The organism is Paenibacillus tritici, from assembly GCF_018207515.1.
Lineage (GTDB): Bacteria > Bacillota > Bacilli > Paenibacillales > Paenibacillaceae > Paenibacillus_AQ > Paenibacillus_AQ tritici.
Window position 1 is genome coordinate 2016646 of the sequence record NZ_CP073365.1, and the last position, 21432, is coordinate 2038077.

The following is a 21432-nucleotide window of genomic DNA, read 5'->3' on the forward strand; positions in this document are numbered from 1 at the left end:
ATTCATGGAAACGGCTTCATTGTTGTGCAAACAGAAAGAAGCCCCTCCCGGACGGGAAAGGCTTCAATATAGATAGATTTGGAACAATATTCCTAATCTAGAGCGAACGTCTGAGCGCTGCGCGCTGCAGCGAGATTATCCAGTCCACAGACGGCTCGACGAGCGGATTCAGCAGGCGTCTGAGCGCAGGCTGGGCCAGCAGCACCGTACAGCCGACTGCACCGGCAAGCAGCAGGGCAACTCCGGCAGGACTAGTGATATAGTCGTACAGGCCGGAAACGGCAGCCGCCCGGACGATGAATCCGTGAAGCAGGAACGCGTAGAGCGTACGGCGTCCCAAGTCCGTCATACGGCTTAACCTGTAAGGGACCAGGCCGAGAAACGCCAGGGAAGCGGCAAATTGCAGACCGTACACAGCGAGCCGGAACAACCCCGCATACCAATCATGGGCGCCAAGCTGCATGTAGGTCATACTGCCGTACAGCCAGCCTAGCGGGAGATCACGGCCGAACAGGCCGATTAGAGCGAGCAGCAGGAGTGAGGCGGCAGCGGCAGTGATTTTGACATATTGCTGATACAGCTTGACGAAAGCTCCGAAGGAGAAATGGGTTCCGATGACGAAAAAGGGCAGATACACAAAGGTGCGGCTGATGCTGAACCAGATCCCGTCCAGTTGCAGATAACCTACGGCCACCCCTGCGGTAACGGCGAAGGCCAGTTGGGCGCTGCGGCTCCAGCGGCTCATGCCCAGCATCAGCAGACGCCAGAAGGCATGGCTGGCCAGGAACCACAGCAGCAGATAAGGAGCGAAGAAGGAATGCTGTATGTTATTTACATGGAACAGGGAAGCGTCGAGTGCGGAATAGAGGCTCTGAAAAATGATGTACTGGAGGGCAATTTGCAGCAGCATCTTGCGGCCGGCCGCTCCATTTAAGCTTGTGCGGGCAAAGTACCCGGTCACAAGCACGAAGAGAGGCATATGGAAGCTGAAGATCCACTGGTAAAGGGTGTGGAGTCCGCTCATTTCCTGAATCAGGGGTTCCATCGCATTGGCCACGAAGACAGTTACAATAAGCATGAAGCGCAGGTTAAGAAAAAAGGTCTCTCCGCGCAGATCAAGCGAGCTTTCCCGGGTCATGACGTAACCTCCAAGTGAGATTCGGTTTACGTGTTGCGCAGTGTTTAAATACTTTAATTTTAAAATACATGATTTCCGGTAAATAAATTGTGAAATATATCACAATAGTAAGCGCTATCATTGGGAATAGATGCGCCCATATGTGGCGAACTCTTGAAGGTTGTTTGATTTCATTGATTACTTTATAATTTTCAGTATGCAATAACCGGGAGTGAAGTTGAATGAACAAGAATATTACCAGACGCCGTGTGCTTATAGGGATCGTGCTGATTCTGCTGGTGGCAGGGGTGTTTATATGGAGGTATCTGACCCCGTATAAGCCGGAAGAACGGGCCGAAACAGCCCTTATCTCTGCCGGAGGAGTATCTGTGGAGCAGAATGACAATTGGATCTCGTTTGACCCTGCGGTTGTGCTTGGCACATCCGTGATCTTTTATCCCGGTGCCTTGGTCAAGGCGGAGGCGTATGCCCCGTTGGCCAGAAAAGTGGCTGCGGCCGGCCACCCGTTCTACATTGCCAGAATGCCGCTTAACCTCGCCGTGATTAAAGGGGATGCGGCCGAAGAGATTATCCGCGTTCATCCCAAGCAGTCCTTCGTCCTTGGCGGCCACTCGCTCGGCGGCGTCATGGCCTCGCGCTTCGCTGCAGATCATGCCGGTCAGCTGGAAGGCGTTTTTTTGCTGGCCTCGTATCCTGACGAGAAGGGCAGCCTGAAGGACACTACGCTGTCTGTATTGTCTGTGCTTGGCACGGAGGATAAGGTGGTTGATCAGAAGAGCTATAACCAAGGACGCGCCTATTTACCCGGCAATACTGTATACGTGTCGGTTGAAGGCGGCAATCATGCCCAGTTCGGGAGTTATGGCCCGCAAAAGGGTGACGGTGTCGCTGCGATTACAGAAGAAGAACAGCAGACGCGGACTGTGCGGGCAATGCTGGACTGGATGGGCAATCTGCGCCAGACCAAATGAATATAGAATCATAGAAATAATGTAATCTATGCAGAGGAGCGATGGAATGCCTGTGTTGCATATTAATGAAATCACCGTTCCCTGCCGGGGTATCCTGTTCGACAAGGACGGAACGCTGCTGGATCTGCTTGGCACCTGGGGCCATTGGGCGAATCTAATGCTTGAGGGATTAAGCAGCCAGCTCACGCTGATCGGAAGCTCTTCCGGTTCAGGAGCGGACCTTGCCAAGGTGCTGGGAACGGTCCATGATTCCGCAGGCAAGGTGACCGGGTATGATCCCGCCGGACCGCTCTCCATGGCGACCGCCGAAGAGACGATCGGGATTCTGGCCTGGCAGCTGTATGCTGCCGGTGTTCCCTGGAATGAGGCGGTCACGCGTGTAAATGCAGTCTCCAAGGAAGCGATGAGCGAGCTGCGCAGAAGGCAGGCAGCGCTGCCAATGCCGGGCTTACAGGATTTTCTGGAGCAGTGTAAGGCAGCTTCCTTGAAGCTCGGTGTAGTGACCTCAGACAATATGGGGACTACCCGTGAGCATCTGGAGTGGCTTGGAATTTCCGGTTATTTCGGTTCGGTCGTCACCAGAGACAGGGTGAAGTACGGTAAGCCTGCACCGGAGATGGCCGAGACCGCCTGCCGCGAGCTCGGTCTTCTGCCCGGCGAGACCGTTATTATCGGTGACAGCAATGCAGATATGCAGCTTGGCGCAGGCGCGGGCCTCCGTCTTGCCATCGGGATATCTCCGGACGGGAGTTCAGGTCACCTGCTGGATGCGGATATCGTGATCTCCGGATATGAACAGCTTCGCCTTACAGCATTCTAAATACATTCCGTACAGAAGGGAAATGTGTAGAGACTATGGATCAATTGCAGCTGCTGGCTTCCTGGTTGAAGAACAGCAATAATATTGTATTTTTTGGCGGCGCCGGAACCTCGACGGAGAGCGGCATCCCGGATTTCCGTTCGGCAGCCGGACTCTACCAGACACAGCACAATTCTCCTTACCCGCCTGAGGTGATGCTCAGCCGCAGCTTTTTCATGTCCTCGCCGGACATTTTTTTTGATTTCTACCGCAGCAAGATGATTCATCCCGGTGCGAAGCCGAACGGCGCCCACCGGCTGCTTGCAGAGCTGGAAGCCTCTGGCAAGCTGAAGGCCGTCATTACGCAAAATATCGACGGCCTGCATCAGATTGCGGGCAGCCGCCGTGTGCTCGAGCTGCATGGTTCGATCCACCGTAATCACTGCATGGGCTGCCAGCGGTATTACGGCCTGGAGGAATGGCTGGAGCAGAGTGATGCAGTGCCGCGGTGCCTGGACTGCGGCGGGATTATCAAGCCGGATGTAGTGCTCTATGAGGAAGCGCTCGATCATGAGGTGCTGGTGGAGGCTGTAGACGCTATTGCAGCGGCGGATCTGCTGATCATCGGCGGCACCTCACTCACTGTTCAGCCAGCCGCGAGTCTGGTCACTTACTTCAGAGGACGGCATACGGTACTGCTAAACGGCGAACCCACCCCGTACGATGATCAGGCGGATCTGATTATTACAGAGCGGATCGGTGAGGTGATGGGCAGAATACAGGGGCTGCTAGGCTAGACTTTAAGCTTTTCTGGAGAATAAGATTACAAATTCCGTCCTGAGTTTAAAGTAGGGTAATGCATAACAAAGCGAAACGAGAGGCAGGGATAAGATATGGTATATGTGGCTAATGAGGAACGGTATGAAGTCATGCGTTACAACCGCACCGGCAGGTCTGGACTGAAGATTCCGGCCATCTCCCTGGGCCTGTGGCATAATTTCGGCGGCATTGATACCTATGAGAACGGCCGTGAGATGATTACCCGCGCTTTTGATCTCGGGATTACCCATTTTGACTTGGCGAACAACTACGGGCCTCCGGCCGGATCAGCAGAAGAGCTGTTCGGCAAGGTTCTGGCCCGGGATCTCTCCCCTTACCGTGATGAGCTGGTGATATCGACTAAGGCGGGATACAATATGTGGCCTGGCCCCTACGGGGACTGGGGTTCACGCAAATATCTCCTGTCCAGTCTGGACCAGAGTCTGAAGCGGCTGGGGCTGGATTATGTGGATATCTTCTACTCTCACCGCCCGGACCCGGAGACGCCCATGGAAGAAACGATGGGAGCGCTGGATCATGCCGTACGTTCAGGCAAGGCACTCTACATCGGCTTGTCCAACTATACGGCGGAGCAGACCTTGCAGGCGATTACCATCCTGAAGGAGCTGGGAACCCCGCTGCTGATTCATCAGCCGCGATATTCCATGCTGGACCGCTGGATCGAAGGCGGGCTTCAGGATGTGCTGGAGGAACACGGGGTGGGCAGTATCGCCTTCACTCCGCTGGCGCAGGGTCTGTTGACCAATAAATATCTGAACGGTATTCCCGGCGATTCCAGGGCCGCCGGGCCTTCAACCGCTCTGAATGAGAACCGGATTACACCGGAGGTGCTGCGCAAAATCCACGCGCTGAACCAGATGGCGGTAGCCCGCGGTCAGAGTCTGGCCCAGTTCGCCTTGCTCTGGACGCTGCGCGGAGGCCGGGTAACCTCGGCGCTGATCGGCGCGAGCCGGGTCAGCCAGATTGAGGAGAATATCGCCGCTCTGTCCTATGGCGAGTTCTCCCAGGAGGAGCTGGAACGGATCGAAACGATCCTGAAGACGGAGAATGAAGCCTGAGCGTCGTCAACCTATCAACCTGTAATGTCAGAGGATTAGCTTAATAAACATAGCAGCATGAAACAGCCCGCTTCCGGTTCAGGATTCGGGCTGTTGGTCCAGGCTATTTCCCGCCGGGGTTCACCGTTGCCAGGCGGTAGGTGGTGGGGGATTGGCTGTAGAAGCGTTTGAACTGCCGGGAGAAGTACAAGGCATCCGTCAGTCCCACCGAAGCCGCAACCTGCTCCACGGATAGCTCGGGACGTTCACGCAGCAGCTGGCGTGACTTCTCTACCCGCAGCTTCAGCAGGTAGGTCACCGGAGAGAGCCCGGTCTCCTGCTTGAAGATACGGGAGAGGTAGGCCCGGTTATATCCCAGGCTGCCGCACATTTGTTCAATCGAGACCGGATGGGCATACTGTGAAGCCATATAGTTGATCATTTGCTTCACCGTCCGCTTGACCTGCGATTCTGCGCCCGGGAGCCGGGAAGAAGAGACCAGCAGCTCCGCAGCTTCGCCTGCAATAAGGTATAGATATCCCAGAGCGGTGAGAGAGGCACTCTCCTTATTGGTATAGAAGGCGGACATCATACCGGTCAGCGCACCGGGAATCACGCTGCCTTCAGCGGTAGACAGAACCGGTGCAAATGGAGTGAAGCCCGCCTGCTGCGCAAGCTGACCGGCGTCACCACCGGTGAAGGCGGCCCAGCGGTACCGCCAGGGCTGCTGCGGATCAGAGATGTAGCTGACGAGCTGGCCCGGGTGAATCAGGAAGCAGTCCCCGGCCCCCAGCTCATAAGTTCGCTGCTCCGTCCGGAAGACCCCGGAGCCGGATTCAATATAATGCAGCAGATAGTATTCGTAGATCTTGGGGCCGGCCTGATGCAGCGGAAGCGTCTGGCTCTCCCCTGCAAAGAGTACATGCAGCACTTGCTTATCGTAATATACAGGATTAGATCCTACAGAATAGGTATGTTGCACTTCTAAGCCGCCTTTCCTGAATATAACGCTACCACTGCTATCTGAAAGGGTAAGCGCCAAGTGAATTTCCTTCTTACCGAGTATAGCCTGAGTAAGGATAGAAGTCACATTTGTCCATACATTGCACACATGATTGCATTATCAGGGCAAGTCTGATTTTATTATAATGTAGTCATGAAGGACGCAAGTTGAATTCCAAAGTCCAAGCACAAGCACCGAAAGGATGGAGTGGCAATAATGAGCATACAGGCACTGAACAGCAAATTTATCGAGAAGTACGGGGAGAGCGGGGAAGAGGCGCGGGTATTCTACGCACCAGGCCGCGTGAATCTGATCGGAGAACATCTGGATTACAACGGCGGCTATGTGTTCCCGGCAGCGCTGGACTTCGGAACCACCCTGATCGTGCGTCCGCGCACAGACGGCAAGGTTCAATTCGCATCGACGAATTTCCCTTATGAAGCCTCTATCGACTTCAGTGAGATCGGCCATGCCAAGACCGGCGAATGGGTGGACTATCCCGTAGGCGTAATGGTAGAGCTGGCCAAGAAGGATCTTCCGGTATCCGGAGGCTACGACCTTTTGTTCCACGGTGAAATTCCTAACGGTTCGGGCTTGTCCTCTTCCGCTTCCATCGAGGTAGTAACAGGCTTTGCCTTCCTGACGCTGCTTGGCGGTGACACAGACACCGTTGAGATCGCCCTGTTGTCCCAGCGTGCGGAGAACCAGTATGTCGGCGTGAACTCCGGTATCATGGACCAGTTCGCAGTGGCTAACGGCAAGCGCGACCAGGCCATCCTGCTGATGTGCGACACTCTGGAATACAGCCTGGTTCCATTCGTGACCGGCAGCTATAAGCTGGTGATCAGCAATACGAACAAGAAGCGCGGACTGGTGGACTCCAAGTATAATGAGCGCCGCAGCCAGTGTGAAGAGGCGCTGGCTATTCTGAAGCAGGAGGTTCCCTCCCTGTCCTATCTGGCCGAGATGAAGCCGGAGCAATTCGGGCAGCATCAGGATAAAATCACCGACGAAACGGTTAGACGCCGTGCCCGCCATGTGGTGGAAGAGAACCAGCGCGTGCTGGACTCGGTTGAAGTTCTGAAGAACAATGACCTGAAGCAATTCGGTCTGTATATGAATGACTCCCATGTCTCGCTCCGCGACCTGTATGAGGTCAGCTGCGAAGAGCTGGACGTTATGGTTGAAGAAGCACAGCGCATTCCGGGCACACTCGGCTCGCGGATGACGGGCGCAGGCTTCGGCGGATGTACGGTATCTCTGGTGCATGAGGATGATGTGCAGCGGTTCATCGCTGAGGTAGGTGAAGCTTACAAGAACAGAACAGGTCTGACCGGCGAATTCTATGTATGCGGCATCGGTAACGGTGTGGAAGAATTGAAAGGAGTGAAGTAAGATGGCGATTCTGGTAACGGGCGGAGCAGGATACATCGGTTCACACACAGTAGCAGAGCTGCTGGACCGCGGGGAAGAGGTTGTGGTGATTGACAATCTGCTGACCGGGCACCGTGAGGCGCTGCTTGGCGGCAAGCTGTATGAAGGAGACCTGCGCGACAAGGCACTGCTGGCCAAGCTGTTCTCCGAGAACGAGATTGAGGCAGTGATTCACTTCGCAGCCAGCTCCCTGGTGGGCGAGAGCATGAAGGACCCGGTCAAATATTACGACAACAATGTCTATGGAACACAGTGTCTGCTGGAAGCCATGCAGCATGCAGGTGTGGACAAAATCGTCTTCTCCTCTACAGCCGCAACCTACGGCGAACCTGAAAAGGTGCCCATCGAAGAGACCGACCGCACGGAACCTGCGAATGTCTACGGCGAAACCAAGCTGACCATGGAACGCATGATGGCCTGGTTCGACAAAGTGCTGGGCATCAAGTATGTAGCGCTGCGCTACTTCAATGCCGCAGGCGCTCATGCCAGCGGCAAGATCGGCGAAGACCACCGTCCGGAGAGCCACCTGATTCCGCTGGTGCTCCAGGCTGCCCTGAAGCAGCGTGAGAACATCGCAGTCTTCGGCGAAGACTATCCGACGGAGGACGGAACCTGCGTACGCGACTACATCCATGTCAGCGATCTGGCAGATGCGCATGTCCGTGCAGTAACCTATCTGCGCAGCGGCAGTGCAAGCAATATCTTCAACCTGGGCAACGGCCTGGGCTTCTCCGTGAAGCAGGTGATTGAGACGGCGAAGAAGGTCACCGGCCTTGATATTCCGGTTGTGATCCAGGAGCGCCGTGCCGGAGACCCGGCAGTGCTGGTCGCTTCCTCTGCCAAAGCCCGTCAGGTGCTGGGCTGGGACCCGCAGCACGCCGACCTGGAAGGCATCATTCAAAGCGCCTGGAACTGGCATTCCGCGAACCCGCAGGGGTACGGGGAGTAAGCCTGGCTTGAAGAATAAGCAATCATATGAGGAGAATTGAAATGCAGAACGATAATAGTACGGCTGCTGCCTCTGAGAAGGCGCTGTATGCGATTGAACAGCTGGTTCTGTTCGCCGGGCACACGGGGCTGATTCAGCCTGCAGACGTTGATTACAGCCGCAATGAACTGCTGGACCAGTTCGGCTTCAGTGAGCCGTATGCAGGTGCATTCACGGAAGCTCCGCTGGACAGCCCGCAGGCCCCGCTGGACCAGCTGATTGACTACGGGTTCGGCATCGGGCTGATCCCGGAGAATACAGATACGTACCGCGACCTGCTGGATGCCAAGATTATGGGCCTGCTGATGGCCCGCCCGTCTGAGGTGAATGCCGGATTCGCCGCGACGCGGGCAGAGCAGGGGATTCAGGCGGCAACCGACCGCTTTTACAGGCTGAGCATTGATTCCAATTATATTCGTATGGACCGGGTGGCCAAGAATGTATATTGGCTCCAGGATTCGCCTTACGGGGATATCGAAATGACGATCAACCTCTCCAAGCCGGAGAAAAGTCCGAAGGAAATCGCCATGGCCCGGCTGCTGCCGCCTCCGGTCTATCCCAAGTGCCAGCTCTGCCGCGAGAATGTCGGCTATGCCGGACGGGTGAATCACCCGCCGCGTCAGAACCTGCGCGTGATTCCGCTCTCGATGAACAACGAGAAATGGTTCTTCCAATACTCGCCTTATGTGTATTATAACGAGCATTGTATCGTGTTCCATCACGATCATGTGCCGATGAAACTGACGAAGGATACGCTGAAGCGTCTGCTTAGCTTTGTGGAAGCCTTCCCGCATTATTTCATCGGCTCGAATGCCGATCTGCCGATTGTCGGCGGCTCTATTCTGACCCATGACCACTTCCAGGGCGGGCGGCATACCTTCCCGATCCAGAAGGCGCCCAAAGAGGAGACCTTCTCCCATGCTTCGTATCCAGGCGTCAGCTTAAGCACCGTGAAATGGCCGATGTCTGTGCTGCGGATGCATGCGGAAGATCCTGCGGTGCTGCTGGAGGCAGGCAACCATATCTATGAGGCCTGGAAGACGTATAGCGATCCGGCAGCCGAAGTGCTGGCGTTCAGTGAAGAGGGCGGCGAGAGCGTGCCGCATAATACGGTTACCCCTATCGTGCGCCGGGCAGAAGACGGCGGCTACGAGATGGATCTGGTGCTGCGCAACAACCGGACCAGCGAAGAATATCCCGAAGGGATTTTTCATCCGCACCGGGAGATGCATCATATCAAGAAGGAGAATATCGGCCTGATTGAGGTGATGGGACTGGCGATTCTGCCGGGACGGCTCAAGGAAGAGCTTGATGCCATTGCTGGCGTACTGGCAGGCGATACCGCACTGCTGGAGGCTGTCCAGAGCCAGGGGGCAGCTCATCCGCTGGCACTGCATACCTCCTGGATTGTGGAGCTGGCAAGCCGCTTCGGCACCTCCCTTAGCCGTGAGGAAGCGGTGAAGACGGTCCAGAACGAGGTTGGCATGAAGTTCACGCATATTCTGGAGCATGCCGGAGTCTACAAACGCACGCCGGAAGGACAGGCGGCGTTCCGCCGGTTCCTGAACAGCAGCGGGTTCAACTAAGAGCTGGATGAAGTGGCCCTGCCGGGATACCGGCGGGGTCTTTCTGTATGGATTTGAATGCGTTAAGCAGGAGGTCTATAATATACAAGTGCTTCACATTCACATACTCATGGAGGTTTACCCATATGCGCAAGTTTGAATTTTATAACCCTACCAAGCTGATTTTTGGACAGGGGACGTTGCAGGCACTACGCACCGAAGTGCCGAAATACGGCAAGAACGTACTGCTGATGTACGGCGGCGGCAGCATCAAACGCAGCGGCCTGTATGACAATGTCATTGCTGAGCTGGCTGCTGTAGGAGCTGTAGTGACCGAGCTGGCAGGAGTGGAGCCGAATCCGCGTCTGTCTACGGTACATAAGGGTGTGGCCTTATGCCGGGAGAACGGCATTGAGCTGATTCTCGCCGTCGGCGGCGGCAGCGTACTGGATTGTGCCAAGGCAGTGGCCGTCGGTGCGAAATATGAAGGGGATATGTGGGACTTCGTAGAACGCAAAGCGGCCCCCCAAGGAGCGCTCCCGCTGGGGACGGTGCTGACTATGGCGGCAACCGGCTCGGAGATGAACAACGGCTCGGTTATCAGCAATGAAGTGACCAAGGAAAAAATGGGCTGGGGCAGCGTACATGCTTATCCGGCCTTCTCGATCCTTGATCCGAAGAACACCTTCTCCCTGCCGCGTGACCAGACGGTCTACGGTATGGTGGACATCATGTCCCATACGCTGGAGCATTATTTCCACACAGACGGCAATACGCCGGTACAGGACGGCTTCTGCGAGACTCTGCTCCGCACCGTGATTGAGACTGCGCCGAAGCTGATTGAGGATCTGAATAACTTCGAGCTGCGCGAGACCATTATGTACTGCGGAACGATGGCACTGAACGGTATGGTCAGCATGGGCTTTGCCGGTGACTGGGCTACCCACAATATCGAGCATGCCGTATCGGCAGTGTATGATATTCCCCACGGCGGAGGTCTGGCCATTCTCTTCCCGCAATGGATGAAATATAACCTCAGCACGAATCCTGCCCGCTTCCGTCAGCTTGCTGTGAATGTGTTCGGAATTGACCCTTCCGGCAAAACAGATGAGCAGACCGGCCTCGAAGGCATTGAAGCGCTTCGCCGCTTCTGGGATTCGATCGGCGCTCCGAAGACGCTTGGCGATTATGATATCGACGACAGCGAAATCGGCAGCATGGCAGACAAGGCGGTCCGTTTCGGCCCGTTCGGCAACTTCCGCAAGCTGCAGCGTGAGGATGTTGTGGAGATTTACAAGATGGCCCTGTAATGGTTACACACAGCCGCTTCCATTCTACGGGAGCGGCTTTTTTTGTCGTAACTGACATACAATAATGAGAGTTACACCCAACTTTGTGAAACCAAGGGCATGGTTGCTGCGTTTATAGTAGTATGGCAGTCCGGAAGTATCGACGGGAGGAGACTATAATGCAAACGCTGTATTTGGGCTGTTTGACACTTGGTGTTTTATTTGCCGTAGTCAGTGTGGTGATTGGTGACCTGATCGGGAGTGCGCTGCACGGGGTTTTTGACATTGTATCCTTCGATTTCCTGAATCCTACCCTATTGGCAGGAGGGATAACTGTATTCGGCGGAGCAGGAATGCTGCTTAACCGCTACAGCGGACTGGAAGATGGCGTAATTCTTGCCTTGTCTCTGCTGATTGCGGCATTCATGGGAGTGGTCATGCACCTGGTGGTAGTGAAGCCGATGAGGAACAGTGAGATGTCCAGCGGGTTCTCCATGAGCGAGCTGCCGGGCAGGATCGGCGAGGTAACCATTCCGGTTCCCGGCGCAGGCTATGGTGAGATCATGGTGAAGTTCGGGGCAAGTAACAGTCTGCATACGGCAGCCAGCTTCGAACAGCAAGCACTGCCGGCCGGGATCAAGGTTGTAGTCGTAGAAGTTCGCGAAGGTGTAGCCCTTGTATCTGAATTCGAAGAGAGAAGAGGAGTGGATTCTTAATGATGGATTATATTCCAGAGAACATATTCATACCCGCAGTAGTGATCGCTGTATTGCTTGTACTCGGACTTGCGTTCTGGGCGCGTTACAAGACGGTAGGCCCGGACGAAGGCATGATTGTCACCGGTTCCTTCCTGGGCAAGAATCATATCTCGGATGACGGCTCCGGCCGCAAAATCAAAATCGTCCGCGGCGGCGGTGCGTTCATTCTGCCCGTCTTCCAGAAGGCGGAGTTCATGTCCCTGCTCTCCCACAAGCTCGATGTGACGACCCCAGAGGTCTACACCGAGCAAGGCGTACCGGTTATTGCCGATGGGGTGGCGATTATCAAGGTGGGCAGCTCCACCGAGGATGTTGCAACAGCTGCCGAGCAGTTCATGGGGAAGCCGATTGAATCGCTGAAGAGCGAAGCGCAGGAAGTGCTGGAAGGGCATCTGCGGGCGATTCTCGGAACGATGACCGTGGAAGAGGTCTACCGCAACCGTGACCGGTTCGCGCAGGAGGTTCAAGGCGTAGCCGCCCGTGATCTTAAGAAGATGGGACTCCAGATTGTCTCATTCACCATCAAGGATGTGCGCGACAAGCACGGGTATCTCGAAGCGCTCGGTAAGCCGCGGATTGCCGCAGTGAAGCGGGATGCGGAGATTGCGGAAGCTGAAGCGGTGCGTGATGCGCGGATTCAGAAGGCCAATGCTGAAGAGCAGGGGCAGAAGGCAGAGCTGCTGCGCGATACCAATATCGCTGAAGCATCCAAGGAGAACCAATTGAAGGTGGCGGCGTTCAAGCGTGATCAGGATACCGCCAAAGCGGAAGCCGACCAGGCGTACCATATTCAGGAGGCTCGTGCCAAGCAGACCGTGGTGGAAGAGCAGATGAAGGTCGAGCTGGTCCGCAAGGAACGCGAGATTGATATCCAGGCGAAGGAAATTCAGGTACGTGAGAAGCAATATGATGCAGAAGTGAAGAAGAAAGCGGAAGCGGACCGTTATGCGGTTGAGCAGGCGGCTGAAGCCGATAAGGCCAAGCGGATGCGTGAAGCCGATGCGCTGCAGTACAGTATTGAGACTCAGGCCAAGGCAACCTCCGAGCAGAAACGTCTGGAAGGTCAGGCGATCGCCGATGCCGAGCTGGCTAAGGGTAAAGCGGAGTCCGAGGTTATCCGGCTGCGCGGTCTGGCGGAAGCGGAAGCCAAGGAGAAGCTCGCGGAAGCCTTCCAGAAATTCGGCGAAGCGGCAGTACTCGATATTATCGTCAAAATGCTGCCTGAGCTGGCTGGCAAGATTGCCGAGCCGCTGGCATCTATCGACAAGCTGACTGTGGTGGATACGGGCAACGGTGAAGGGGCTGCGCGGGTCAGCAATTATGTGACCCAGCTCATGTCCACCGCTCCTGAGATGCTCAAAAGCGTGTCCGGCATTGACGTCGAGGCGTTGATCAAAGGACTGACCAAGGGCAAGTCCGAGCATAAGGACGTTGTCAGACATACAGCAGCACCTATAACCACTGTGGTCAGCAGACCCGCTCATGTACCCCCGGCTGCTCCGGCCGGCCCGGCGGAACAGCCTGAGGGATAACAGCGCAGCAACCAGGTATGGCTGGCAGCATTACCCGCCAGTCATACCTTTTTTAGAAGAATTTAACTATATAAGAGGCACTATAGAAATAAACAAAAAGCAAAAGAAGCGGAGGGGAAATTTGGAACTGTAGGAGCGGTAGCGACCGCCTTTGTCACCGGATTTCCACCGCGAAGAGCGGAATAAATCAAGAAATCTGGGGACAACAGCGGCCGGAAGTCCAAATGTTCACCGCAGTGACGATGAAGCTTCAAGTTTAACTCTTAAGTGCATCTTATATAAGCAGAGATTCTTTATCTTTCACGCTGAAACGGAGGTAGAGGCATGGAGCTCATACTGGATAATATACGCAAGAGCTTTGACGGCAGGGAAGTACTGAAGGGCATTGACTTTACCTTTGAGCAAGGCAAAATTTATGGCCTGCTCGGCCGGAACGGCGCAGGTAAAACCTCATTGTTCAACTGCCTGAGCGGGGAGATCCGCATGGATAGCGGCGGGGCTTTTCTGCGGCGGGACGAGGTGAGTCTTCCGCTCTTGGAAGAGGAGATCGGCTACGTCTTTTCCTTGCCGATTCTGCCTGATTTCCTGACGGGCTACGAGTTTGTGAAGTTCTATATGGACATCAATAAGGACAAAATCGGGCCGGGGCGAACCATTGAGGAATATTTCGATATCATCCGCTTTGAGGAGGAGGACAGGCACCGCCTGATCAAGGGGTATTCCCACGGGATGAAGAACAAGATCCAGATGCTCTGCTTCATCATTTCCCGCCCGCCGCTGATCCTGCTGGACGAGCCGTTAACCTCGTTTGATGTCGTGGTGGCCCTGGAGATCAAGAAGCTGCTGCGTGAGATGAAGCAGGACCATATCATTATTTTCTCCACCCATATTCTGCAATTGGCCGCCGATCTCTGCGATGAGCTGGTCATTCTGAATAACGGTACGCTGCGGGAGATTCCTGCTGAGACCCTGCACAGTCCGGAATTTGAGGAGCAGATCATTGCCCTGCTGAAGGATGAGGACCATGATTAGGACGCTGAAGGCGATTCTGGAAGTGCGGGGGATGTCCGGCGCGAACCGGCTCATGTTCTATGTCCGTAAGCTCCCGGTGCTTGGCAAGCGGGTCCCGGCTTCCGTCTATGCGGAGACTGCGCTTAAGCAGACCTTATCCGTTGTCGTGCATATTCTGAAGGTACTCATGGCCTTTCTGACCAAATTTGCTTATCTCGGGATCATGATCTATCTTCCGGTGAAGTTCATCGGCAATGATATTACCTTATCCCTCTCTGTTCAGTACCAGCTCTATCTGCAGATTCTGCTGTGTCTAAGCTTCCTGGTTGGTGCGGTGTCAAGCGTCATTATTCTGGAGCCGAAGCGGGATAAATACATATTCGTGAAGCTGATGAGGCTGCCTGCGGAGAGGTATATGCGGACCACACTGACCCTGCGCGGAGTCAGCTTCCTGGTCACGTTTATTCCGGCGATGATGGTCTTCGGGAGCCTGCTGGGCGCTCCGCTGTGGCACGGGGTTGTTCTTGCGCTGCTGCTGGCCTTCTGGCGGGCTGCTTGCGAGGCGCTGCATCTGTGGATTTTTGACCGCTACGGCATCGTTGTCATCAAAAAAACAGGCGTGGTCTGGACCGCTATCGGCATAGGTTACCTGCTGGCTTATATTCCACTGCTGCCCGGCTTCGCCGTGGTGGACAGCGGGATGCTGTTCAACCTGCCTGTAGTGCTGAGTGTCATGGTGCTGGGCACACTTAGTGCAGTTTATATTGCCCGGTATGCGGGCTACCAGAACGCAGTCGATGCGGTTACCAAAATAGATGATCCGCTGCTGGATATGGGACGGATGATGAAGGAGGCGCGCGTAAAAGAAGTTGCGACCCAGGAGCAGCAATACACGGCTGAGCAGCTGAAACCGGGTCCATTCGAGGGGAAAAGCGGGTATGCTTACCTGAATGCGATCTTCTTCTCGCGCCACCGGCGGCTGCTCACCAGTCCGATTCAGCGGCGGCTGGTTATTATTGGTGCGCTGTTCGCCGCTGCATTGCTGACGATGCTATTGTCGCATGCAACTTTTACCAAGCTGGCCCATTATCTGATCAGCGCTTTGCCGACCTTCCTGATCGTTATGAACTATACCTCCATTGGTGAACGCCTATGTAAAGCTATGTTCTACAACTGCGATCTCAGTCTGCTGCGCTACGGATTCTACCGGGAACAATCGGCTATCCTGAGCAACTTCCGGATTCGGCTGCTGCGTCTCAGCGTGCTCAATCTGATTCCGGCGGCAGCGATCTGCCTTGCTGTCAACGTGCTGCTGCTGTTGTCCGGGGAGAGCTGGGGTGCGGCGGATGCGGTGATCTTCTGCGTGACGATCCTGGCGTTGTCCCTGTTCTTCTCGGTGCATCATCTGTTCATGTACTATATTTTCCAGCCGTACAGCACGGAGCTGAATGTGAAGAATCCGTTCTTCACGATTGTGAACAGTGTAGTGCTGGCGATAGGATTCATCGCGATGCAGTTCAGGAGTGAACCCGGGATGTTCGCTTGGGTTGTAGTGCTCTCTGCCGCTGTCTATATGCTGGCCGCTCTGGTATTGGTCTATAAATTCTCAGGCCGGACATTTAGGGTGAAATAAGCCTCCATGCTCCTTGCCGTACCCTTCTAATTTGAGATTCTTGATGTTATGATAGTAGGTATCGTGCTGCCAGAATAAATCGGGTATTCAGAATTAAAAGAGGTGTCGCAAGTGAGCAGCATTACAGTGGCCAAGGTGCTTAATAATAATGTGATCATTGCCGAGCATCCCCAGCATGCCGAGGTTGTCGTCATTGGCAAGGGGATCGGCTTCAACCGCAAAACGCGGGACCGGATCAACCTGTCCTCTGTGGAGAAGATGTTCATTCTGCGGAGCCAGGAGGAGCAGGAGCAATATAAGCAGTTGGTGCCGCAGGTTGACGAGAAGCTGATTGAGGTGGTTCAGGAGATTGTACTGCATATTATGCAGAGCAGCCGCCAGCCGCTGAACGAACATATCCATATCGCGCTTACGGACCATATTTCCTTCGCGATCCGCAGGAGCGAGCAGCATATAGCCATTCATAATCCGTTTCTGTATGAGACGCGTGAGATTTACCCCGAGGAATATAGCCTGGCGGAGTATGCGGTGGAACGCATCAATGAAGTCATGGAGGTTACGCTCCCGCCGGATGAGATCGGGTTCGTGGCCCTCCATATTGTCAGTGCGCTGAGCAACCGGCATATCTCTGAGGTGAAGCAGCATTCCCAGCTAATCGGAGATATGGTCGGGCTGGTGGAGGATAGCCTGGAATACCGCATTCCGCGAGAATCTCTGGACTATTCGAGACTGGTGACCCATTTACGGTTTGTGCTGGAACGGCTTCGCCGGGGGGAGACGGTCCGTGAGACGTCGTCGCTGGACGGATTAATGAAGCGGGAATATCCCGAGATGTACATGCTTGCCTGGAAGCTGACCAAGGTGATCGAGCAGCGTGTGCATATACCGGTCTATCCTGCGGAGGTAAGCTACCTGACGATTCATCTGCAGCGTCTTGCCCAGAAGAAGGAAGATGAGACAGGGATGGAGGAGTAGACCGGCTTTAGCGATTTTTGGGGTTGCAACTTCAAATCAATGGTGCTACAATGATCCCTGTTATGAAACAGAAGCAGAATACAAACGTGTAACTGATACGATCAGGCATGAGTGATTTACAGTATTATGGTTGTCCTGCCCCAACTCGGGGTACTCTAACGTTAGCGTTAGCCGGGCAATCTATGTGCTGTATTGCTCATGCCTTTTTTGGCTTCTGTTGAAAGAAATTTAGGAGTAGGAAGTGACCTTGAATGTTCAAAAAATTATTTGGCGTTCTGCAGAGAGTCGGTAAAGCGCTTATGCTTCCTGTTGCCATTCTGCCTGCAGCGGGCTTGCTGCTCGGAATCGGGAACATGCTGGTGAATCCGGACTTCCTGCAATACGTGCCTGCACTGGAGAATAATATAGTACAGGCCATTGCCACGGTACTAATGAACTCCGGGCAAATCGTATTCGATAACCTGTCCCTGCTCTTTGCCGTCGGCGTAGCCATCGGGCTGGCCGGGGGGGAAGGCGTGGCCGGGCTGGCCGCGATTATCGGCTTCTTGGTGATGAACGTAACCATGGGTACGGTAGTCGGTGTCAATGCTTATGTGCTAACGTGGAAGGATTTCTCGTATTCCAGTGTGCTGGGGATTCCCACCTTGCAAACCGGGGTGTTCGGTGGTATCCTGGTCGGGATATTGGCCGCATCCATGTACAAAAGGTTCTTCCGTATAGAATTGCCGTCGTATCTCGGCTTCTTCGCGGGAAAACGTTTCGTACCGATTATGACGGCGGTGACCTCCCTGATTCTCGGTCTTGCATTGACACTGGTATGGCCGCCGATCCAGCACGGTCTGAACTATGTGTCACAGAGTATGATCAATACCAACCTGACGCTGTCGGCCTTTATCTTCGGGGTCATCGAGCGTTCCCTGATTCCGTTCGGCCTGCACCATATCTTCTATTCGCCATTCTGGTATGAATTCGGAAGTTATGTAGACAAGGCAGGAGATCTGATCCGCGGGGACCAGCGAATCTTCATGCAGCAGCTTCGTGACGGTGTGGATTTCACAGCGGGTACATTTACTACAGGTAAATATCCGTTCATGATGTTCGGCCTTCCGGCTGCGGCCCTTGCGATCTACCACGAGTCCAAGCCTGAGAACAGACGGATTGTCGGCAGCTTGATGGTCTCGGCTGCACTGACTTCGTTCCTGACAGGGATTACGGAGCCGCTGGAATTCTCATTCCTGTTCGTAGCTCCGCTGCTATTCGCAGTCCATGCCGTGTTTGCCGGTCTGTCCTTCATGACCATGCACATCCTTGGTGTCAAAATCGGGATGACCTTCTCCGGCGGCTTCATCGACTATGTGCTGTTCGGTGTCATTCCGAACCGTACCGCCTGGTGGCTGGTGATTCCGGTAGGTCTGGTGCTTGCGGTGATCTACTACTTCGGATTCCGCTTTGTCATCCGCAAGTTCAACCTGAAGACTCCGGGCCGTGAAGATGCCTCGGACGATGCTGAAGAAGTCAGCACAGAGAGTGTATCCAAGACGGGCGACGATCTCCCGCGCAACATTCTGTCTGCCCTGGGCGGCAAAGAGAACATTACCCATCTGGATGCCTGCATCACGCGTCTGCGTGTCGAAGTCAAGGACAAAGCGGGCGTAGATAAGAACCGTCTGAAGAAACTGGGTGCTTCTGGTGTTCTTGAAGTGGGTAACAACGTACAAGCGATCTTCGGAACACGTTCGGACACGATCAAGTCCCAGATTCAGGATGTGATGAACGGCAGAACACCGGCTGCTGCTCCTGTAGCGCCTAAGCCGGAGCTTGAGCAGCAGGCCGGCGAGCAGGGTGAAGCTATTATTGCCGAGGATATCGTATCCCCGGTGAACGGTGAGCTGATGGATATTACACAGGTTCCTGATGCGGTCTTCTCGCAGAAAATGACCGGTGACGGCTTCGCCTTCCTCTCCGAAGACGGCAAGATTGCTTCGCCGGTATACGGCAAGGTATTCAACGTGTTCCCGAGCAAACACGCGATCGGCATTATGTCGGACGGCGGCAAGGAAGTCCTTGTTCATATCGGGGTCAATACGGTTAAGCTTAAGGGCCAGGGCTTCACGGTTCTGGTAGAGGAAGGCGATCTGGTAGCTGCCGGACAGCCGATTATGGAAGTGGATCTGGAGTACGTGAAGGCCCATGCACCTTCCGTCATTTCTCCGGTTATTTTCTCCAATCTGCCTGAAGGCTCCTCCGTTACCCTGAAGAAGCCGGGTAAAGTGGTCATCGGCGATAAAGATATCATCACCATTCAGTAAAATGTGCAAAGGCGAAACGCTTCCATTATAATGAAGGGAAGCGTTAGCCTTCACCATAAATAAGATCCCAAATTAACAGAAAGCGAGTTGGATATTATTATGCAAACAACTTTCAGAATTATTGACGAAGATGGAATTCACGCACGTCCGGCAACAGCGCTGGTAAATACAGCTACAAAATTCAAAGGCACCGAGGCTTTTGCGGAAGCCAAAGGCAAAAAAGTAACACTCAAGTCGATCCTGGGCGTTCTGTCCCTGGGCCTTGAAGCAGGAGATACCCTTACCCTGATTACTGAAGGCAGTGAAGAAGCCGAAGCACTCAGCGCATTACAAGAGATTATGGTTAAAGAAGGGCTGGGAGAGGTCCATGAATAAAATTTCAGGAATCGCGGCTTCCGCAGGTATTGCAGTAGCCCGTGCCTTTATCCTGGAACATCCGGACTATACCATTACCAAAACAGCAATTACTGATGTAGATGCTGAGCTTGCGAAGCTGAAGGATGCCCTGGACAAATCCAGAGGCGAGCTTCAGGCGATCAAAGAGCGTACCCTGGCTGAGCTTGGCGAGAAGAAGGCGGAGATTTTTGAATCCCATCTGCTGATCCTTGATGACCCTGAGCTGATTACGCCTGTAATGGATAAAATCCGTGAGGAATCGGTTAATGCGGACTATGCCTTGAATGAAGTAGCCACCCAGTTTGTAGAAATGTTCCAGAACATGAAAAGCGCATACCTGCAGGAACGTGCAGCCGATATGCGTGACGTCACCAAACGTGTGCTGAACCACCTGCTTGGCATTCATTATGTGAGCCCGGCAGAGATCAGTGAAGAGGTTATCGTCATTGCGATGGACTTGACACCTTCGGATACCGCACAGCTTAACCGCAATTTCGTCAAAGGCTTCACGACCAACATCGGCGGCCGGACTTCCCACTCGGCGATTATGGCCCGTTCCCTGGAGATTCCGGCAGTTGTAGGGACCAAGAATGTTTTGTCCCTGGTCAAATCCGGCGATCTGATCATCGTTGATGGTCTGAACGGCGATGTGCTGATCAACCCTTCGGAAGCCGAAGTTGCTGAGTACACTGCGAAGCAGGCAGCCTATGATCTGCAGATTGCTGAGTGGAAGAAGCTCCGTGATGAGCCTACCGTATCCGCTGACGGCAAACATGTAGAGCTGGCTGCTAATATCGGTACTCCGAATGATGTCACTGGCGTGATTGAGAACGGCGGCGAAGGCGTAGGCTTGTACCGTACAGAGTTCCTGTACATGGGCCGCGACAAGCTGCCTTATGAAGAGATTCAGTACAACGCCTACCGCACTGTGCTTGAGAACATGCAAGGCAAGCCGGTAGTGGTTCGTACGCTGGATATCGGCGGGGACAAGGAATTGCCTTATCTGGATCTGCCGAAGGAGATGAATCCGTTCCTGGGCTTCCGGGCGATCCGTCTCTGTCTGGACCGTCAGGATATCTTCCGCACCCAGCTTCGTGCCTTGCTGCGAGCAAGCGCACACGGTGACCTGCGGATTATGTTCCCGATGATCGCCACCCTTGGCGAATTCCGTGCAGCCCGTGATCTGCTGCTGGAAGAGAAAGCCAAGCTGCGTGAAGAAGGCAAGGAAGTATCGGACAACATTCAGCTCGGTATCATGGTTGAGATTCCTTCGACTGCTGTGCTGGCGGACCAGTTCGCCAAAGAAGTGGATTTCTTCAGTATCGGCACCAACGACCTTATTCAATATACAATGGCTGCGGACCGTATGAATGAACGGGTATCCTACCTGTATCAGCCATACAACCCGGCGATTCTGCGTCTGGTCAAAATCGTGATCGACGCTGCACACGCCGAAGGCAAATGGACCGGCATGTGCGGTGAAATGGCCGGTGACTCTACAGCTATTCCTCTGCTGCTGGGTCTGGGCCTGGATGAATTCAGCATGAGCGCTACCTCCATCCTTCCGGCGCGCAGTCAGATCGCTAAGCTCTCTGCTGCGGATATGAAGGATATGGCCGCCCAGGCGCTGCAGCTCGGCACTGCCGAGGAAGTAGCGGCACTGGTGCAAGCCCGCGTGAATTAATCCGTTCGTCTGTTTACGCTTCACACTTTTCCAACTACTTTGCCGGCCTCCGATCTCGGGGGCCGTTTTT

The 21432-nt window shown here is 54.4% G+C and carries 18 protein-coding genes; 16 read left to right on the plus strand and 2 right to left on the minus strand.

Features of this window, described 5'->3' with window-relative positions; translation table 11 throughout:
• Positions 1 to 97 precede the first annotated feature (97 nt).
• On the minus strand, positions 98 to 1138 hold the full coding sequence (locus tag KDC22_RS08505) for an acyltransferase family protein (protein WP_211722721.1): 1041 nt from the start codon (positions 1136 to 1138) through the stop codon (positions 98 to 100).
• A gap of 221 nt (positions 1139 to 1359) precedes the next feature.
• On the opposite strand from KDC22_RS08505, the gene KDC22_RS08510 reads away from it, so the two are divergent.
• From KDC22_RS08510 to mgrA, 4 genes are all read left to right on the plus strand, one after another.
• The gene (locus KDC22_RS08510; RefSeq protein ID WP_173138144.1) at positions 1360 to 2109 is read left to right on the plus strand and encodes an alpha/beta hydrolase; all 750 of its coding nucleotides are present in this window, start codon (positions 1360 to 1362) and stop codon (positions 2107 to 2109) included.
• Between the two features lie 46 nt (positions 2110 to 2155).
• Positions 2156 to 2929 carry an HAD family hydrolase gene (locus tag KDC22_RS08515; RefSeq protein ID WP_173138142.1) on the plus strand — a complete coding sequence of 258 codons (774 nt, stop codon included), beginning with the start codon at positions 2156 to 2158 and terminating at the stop codon, positions 2927 to 2929.
• Positions 2930 to 2964: 35 nt separating this feature from the next.
• The gene (locus KDC22_RS08520; RefSeq protein ID WP_211722722.1) at positions 2965 to 3705 is read left to right on the plus strand and encodes an NAD-dependent protein deacylase; all 741 of its coding nucleotides are present in this window, start codon (positions 2965 to 2967) and stop codon (positions 3703 to 3705) included.
• A 96-nt stretch (positions 3706 to 3801) separates the two neighbouring features.
• Positions 3802 to 4806 (plus strand): L-glyceraldehyde 3-phosphate reductase, encoded by a 1005-nt coding sequence (gene mgrA / locus KDC22_RS08525; RefSeq protein WP_211722723.1) that lies wholly within the window; start codon positions 3802 to 3804, stop codon positions 4804 to 4806.
• A gap of 103 nt (positions 4807 to 4909) precedes the next feature.
• Here the strand turns inward: mgrA and KDC22_RS08530 are convergent, their stop codons facing one another.
• Positions 4910 to 5767 (minus strand): AraC family transcriptional regulator, encoded by an 858-nt coding sequence (locus KDC22_RS08530; protein WP_211722724.1) that lies wholly within the window; start codon positions 5765 to 5767, stop codon positions 4910 to 4912.
• Positions 5768 to 6004: 237 nt separating this feature from the next.
• On the opposite strand from KDC22_RS08530, the gene KDC22_RS08535 reads away from it, so the two are divergent.
• The 12 genes from KDC22_RS08535 (at position 6005) to ptsP (ending at position 21362) form a co-directional block, all read left to right on the plus strand.
• Entirely contained in the window at positions 6005 to 7183 is a 1179-nt protein-coding gene (locus KDC22_RS08535) for a galactokinase (protein ID WP_173138134.1), read from the plus strand.
• Position 7184: 1 nt separating this feature from the next.
• The gene (gene galE, locus KDC22_RS08540; protein WP_211722725.1) at positions 7185 to 8171 is read left to right on the plus strand and encodes a UDP-glucose 4-epimerase GalE; all 987 of its coding nucleotides are present in this window, start codon (positions 7185 to 7187) and stop codon (positions 8169 to 8171) included.
• 41 nt (positions 8172 to 8212) lie between these two features.
• Positions 8213 to 9796, plus strand: a complete 1584-nt coding sequence (locus KDC22_RS08545) for a UDP-glucose--hexose-1-phosphate uridylyltransferase (RefSeq protein WP_211722726.1) — start codon at positions 8213 to 8215, stop codon at positions 9794 to 9796.
• A 125-nt stretch (positions 9797 to 9921) separates the two neighbouring features.
• Positions 9922 to 11085, plus strand: coding sequence for an iron-containing alcohol dehydrogenase (locus KDC22_RS08550; RefSeq protein ID WP_211722727.1), 1164 nt, complete (start codon positions 9922 to 9924; stop codon positions 11083 to 11085).
• A gap of 158 nt (positions 11086 to 11243) precedes the next feature.
• On the plus strand, positions 11244 to 11780 hold the full coding sequence (locus KDC22_RS08555) for an NfeD family membrane protein (protein ID WP_211722728.1): 537 nt from the start codon (positions 11244 to 11246) through the stop codon (positions 11778 to 11780).
• The gene (floT, locus tag KDC22_RS08560) at positions 11780 to 13354 is read left to right on the plus strand and encodes a flotillin lipid rafts scaffold protein FloT (RefSeq protein WP_211722729.1); all 1575 of its coding nucleotides are present in this window, start codon (positions 11780 to 11782) and stop codon (positions 13352 to 13354) included. The genes KDC22_RS08555 and floT overlap by 1 nt, the downstream gene beginning before the upstream one ends.
• A 324-nt stretch (positions 13355 to 13678) precedes the next feature.
• The gene (locus KDC22_RS08565) at positions 13679 to 14386 is read left to right on the plus strand and encodes an ABC transporter ATP-binding protein (RefSeq protein ID WP_173138124.1); all 708 of its coding nucleotides are present in this window, start codon (positions 13679 to 13681) and stop codon (positions 14384 to 14386) included.
• A complete protein-coding gene (locus KDC22_RS08570) occupies positions 14370 to 15998 on the plus strand; it encodes a hypothetical protein (RefSeq protein WP_211722730.1) in 1629 nt (542 codons plus the stop codon). Before KDC22_RS08565 ends, KDC22_RS08570 begins: the two co-directional genes overlap by 17 nt.
• A gap of 111 nt (positions 15999 to 16109) precedes the next feature.
• Positions 16110 to 16973 carry a glucose PTS transporter transcription antiterminator GlcT gene (gene glcT / locus KDC22_RS08575; protein ID WP_173138120.1) on the plus strand — a complete coding sequence of 288 codons (864 nt, stop codon included), beginning with the start codon at positions 16110 to 16112 and terminating at the stop codon, positions 16971 to 16973.
• A 251-nt stretch (positions 16974 to 17224) separates the two neighbouring features.
• Positions 17225 to 19282, plus strand: a complete 2058-nt coding sequence (gene ptsG / locus KDC22_RS08580; protein WP_211722731.1) for a glucose-specific PTS transporter subunit IIBC — start codon at positions 17225 to 17227, stop codon at positions 19280 to 19282.
• A gap of 99 nt (positions 19283 to 19381) precedes the next feature.
• Positions 19382 to 19657 carry an HPr family phosphocarrier protein gene (locus KDC22_RS08585; RefSeq protein WP_039309348.1) on the plus strand — a complete coding sequence of 92 codons (276 nt, stop codon included), beginning with the start codon at positions 19382 to 19384 and terminating at the stop codon, positions 19655 to 19657.
• Complete coding sequence (gene ptsP / locus KDC22_RS08590) at positions 19650 to 21362, plus strand: phosphoenolpyruvate--protein phosphotransferase (protein ID WP_211722732.1); 1713 nt, start codon at positions 19650 to 19652, stop codon at positions 21360 to 21362. The genes KDC22_RS08585 and ptsP overlap by 8 nt, the downstream gene beginning before the upstream one ends.
• The last annotated feature ends 70 nt before the right edge of the window (positions 21363 to 21432 follow it).

Coding starts and splice junctions, on each gene's coding strand:
- KDC22_RS08505 (WP_211722721.1), bottom strand. CDS start 1,138: ATGACCCGGGAAAGCTCGCTTGATCTGCGCGGAGAGACCTTTTTTCTT.
- KDC22_RS08510 (WP_173138144.1), top strand. CDS start 1,360: ATGAACAAGAATATTACCAGACGCCGTGTGCTTATAGGGATCGTGCTG.
- KDC22_RS08515 (WP_173138142.1), top strand. CDS start 2,156: ATGCCTGTGTTGCATATTAATGAAATCACCGTTCCCTGCCGGGGTATC.
- KDC22_RS08520 (WP_211722722.1), top strand. CDS start 2,965: ATGGATCAATTGCAGCTGCTGGCTTCCTGGTTGAAGAACAGCAATAAT.
- mgrA (WP_211722723.1), top strand. CDS start 3,802: ATGGTATATGTGGCTAATGAGGAACGGTATGAAGTCATGCGTTACAAC.
- KDC22_RS08535 (WP_173138134.1), top strand. CDS start 6,005: ATGAGCATACAGGCACTGAACAGCAAATTTATCGAGAAGTACGGGGAG.
- galE (WP_211722725.1), top strand. CDS start 7,185: ATGGCGATTCTGGTAACGGGCGGAGCAGGATACATCGGTTCACACACA.
- KDC22_RS08545 (WP_211722726.1), top strand. CDS start 8,213: ATGCAGAACGATAATAGTACGGCTGCTGCCTCTGAGAAGGCGCTGTAT.
- KDC22_RS08550 (WP_211722727.1), top strand. CDS start 9,922: ATGCGCAAGTTTGAATTTTATAACCCTACCAAGCTGATTTTTGGACAG.
- KDC22_RS08555 (WP_211722728.1), top strand. CDS start 11,244: ATGCAAACGCTGTATTTGGGCTGTTTGACACTTGGTGTTTTATTTGCC.
- floT (WP_211722729.1), top strand. CDS start 11,780: ATGATGGATTATATTCCAGAGAACATATTCATACCCGCAGTAGTGATC.
- KDC22_RS08565 (WP_173138124.1), top strand. CDS start 13,679: ATGGAGCTCATACTGGATAATATACGCAAGAGCTTTGACGGCAGGGAA.
- KDC22_RS08570 (WP_211722730.1), top strand. CDS start 14,370: ATGAGGACCATGATTAGGACGCTGAAGGCGATTCTGGAAGTGCGGGGG.
- ptsG (WP_211722731.1), top strand. CDS start 17,225: ATGTTCAAAAAATTATTTGGCGTTCTGCAGAGAGTCGGTAAAGCGCTT.
- KDC22_RS08585 (WP_039309348.1), top strand. CDS start 19,382: ATGCAAACAACTTTCAGAATTATTGACGAAGATGGAATTCACGCACGT.
- ptsP (WP_211722732.1), top strand. CDS start 19,650: ATGAATAAAATTTCAGGAATCGCGGCTTCCGCAGGTATTGCAGTAGCC.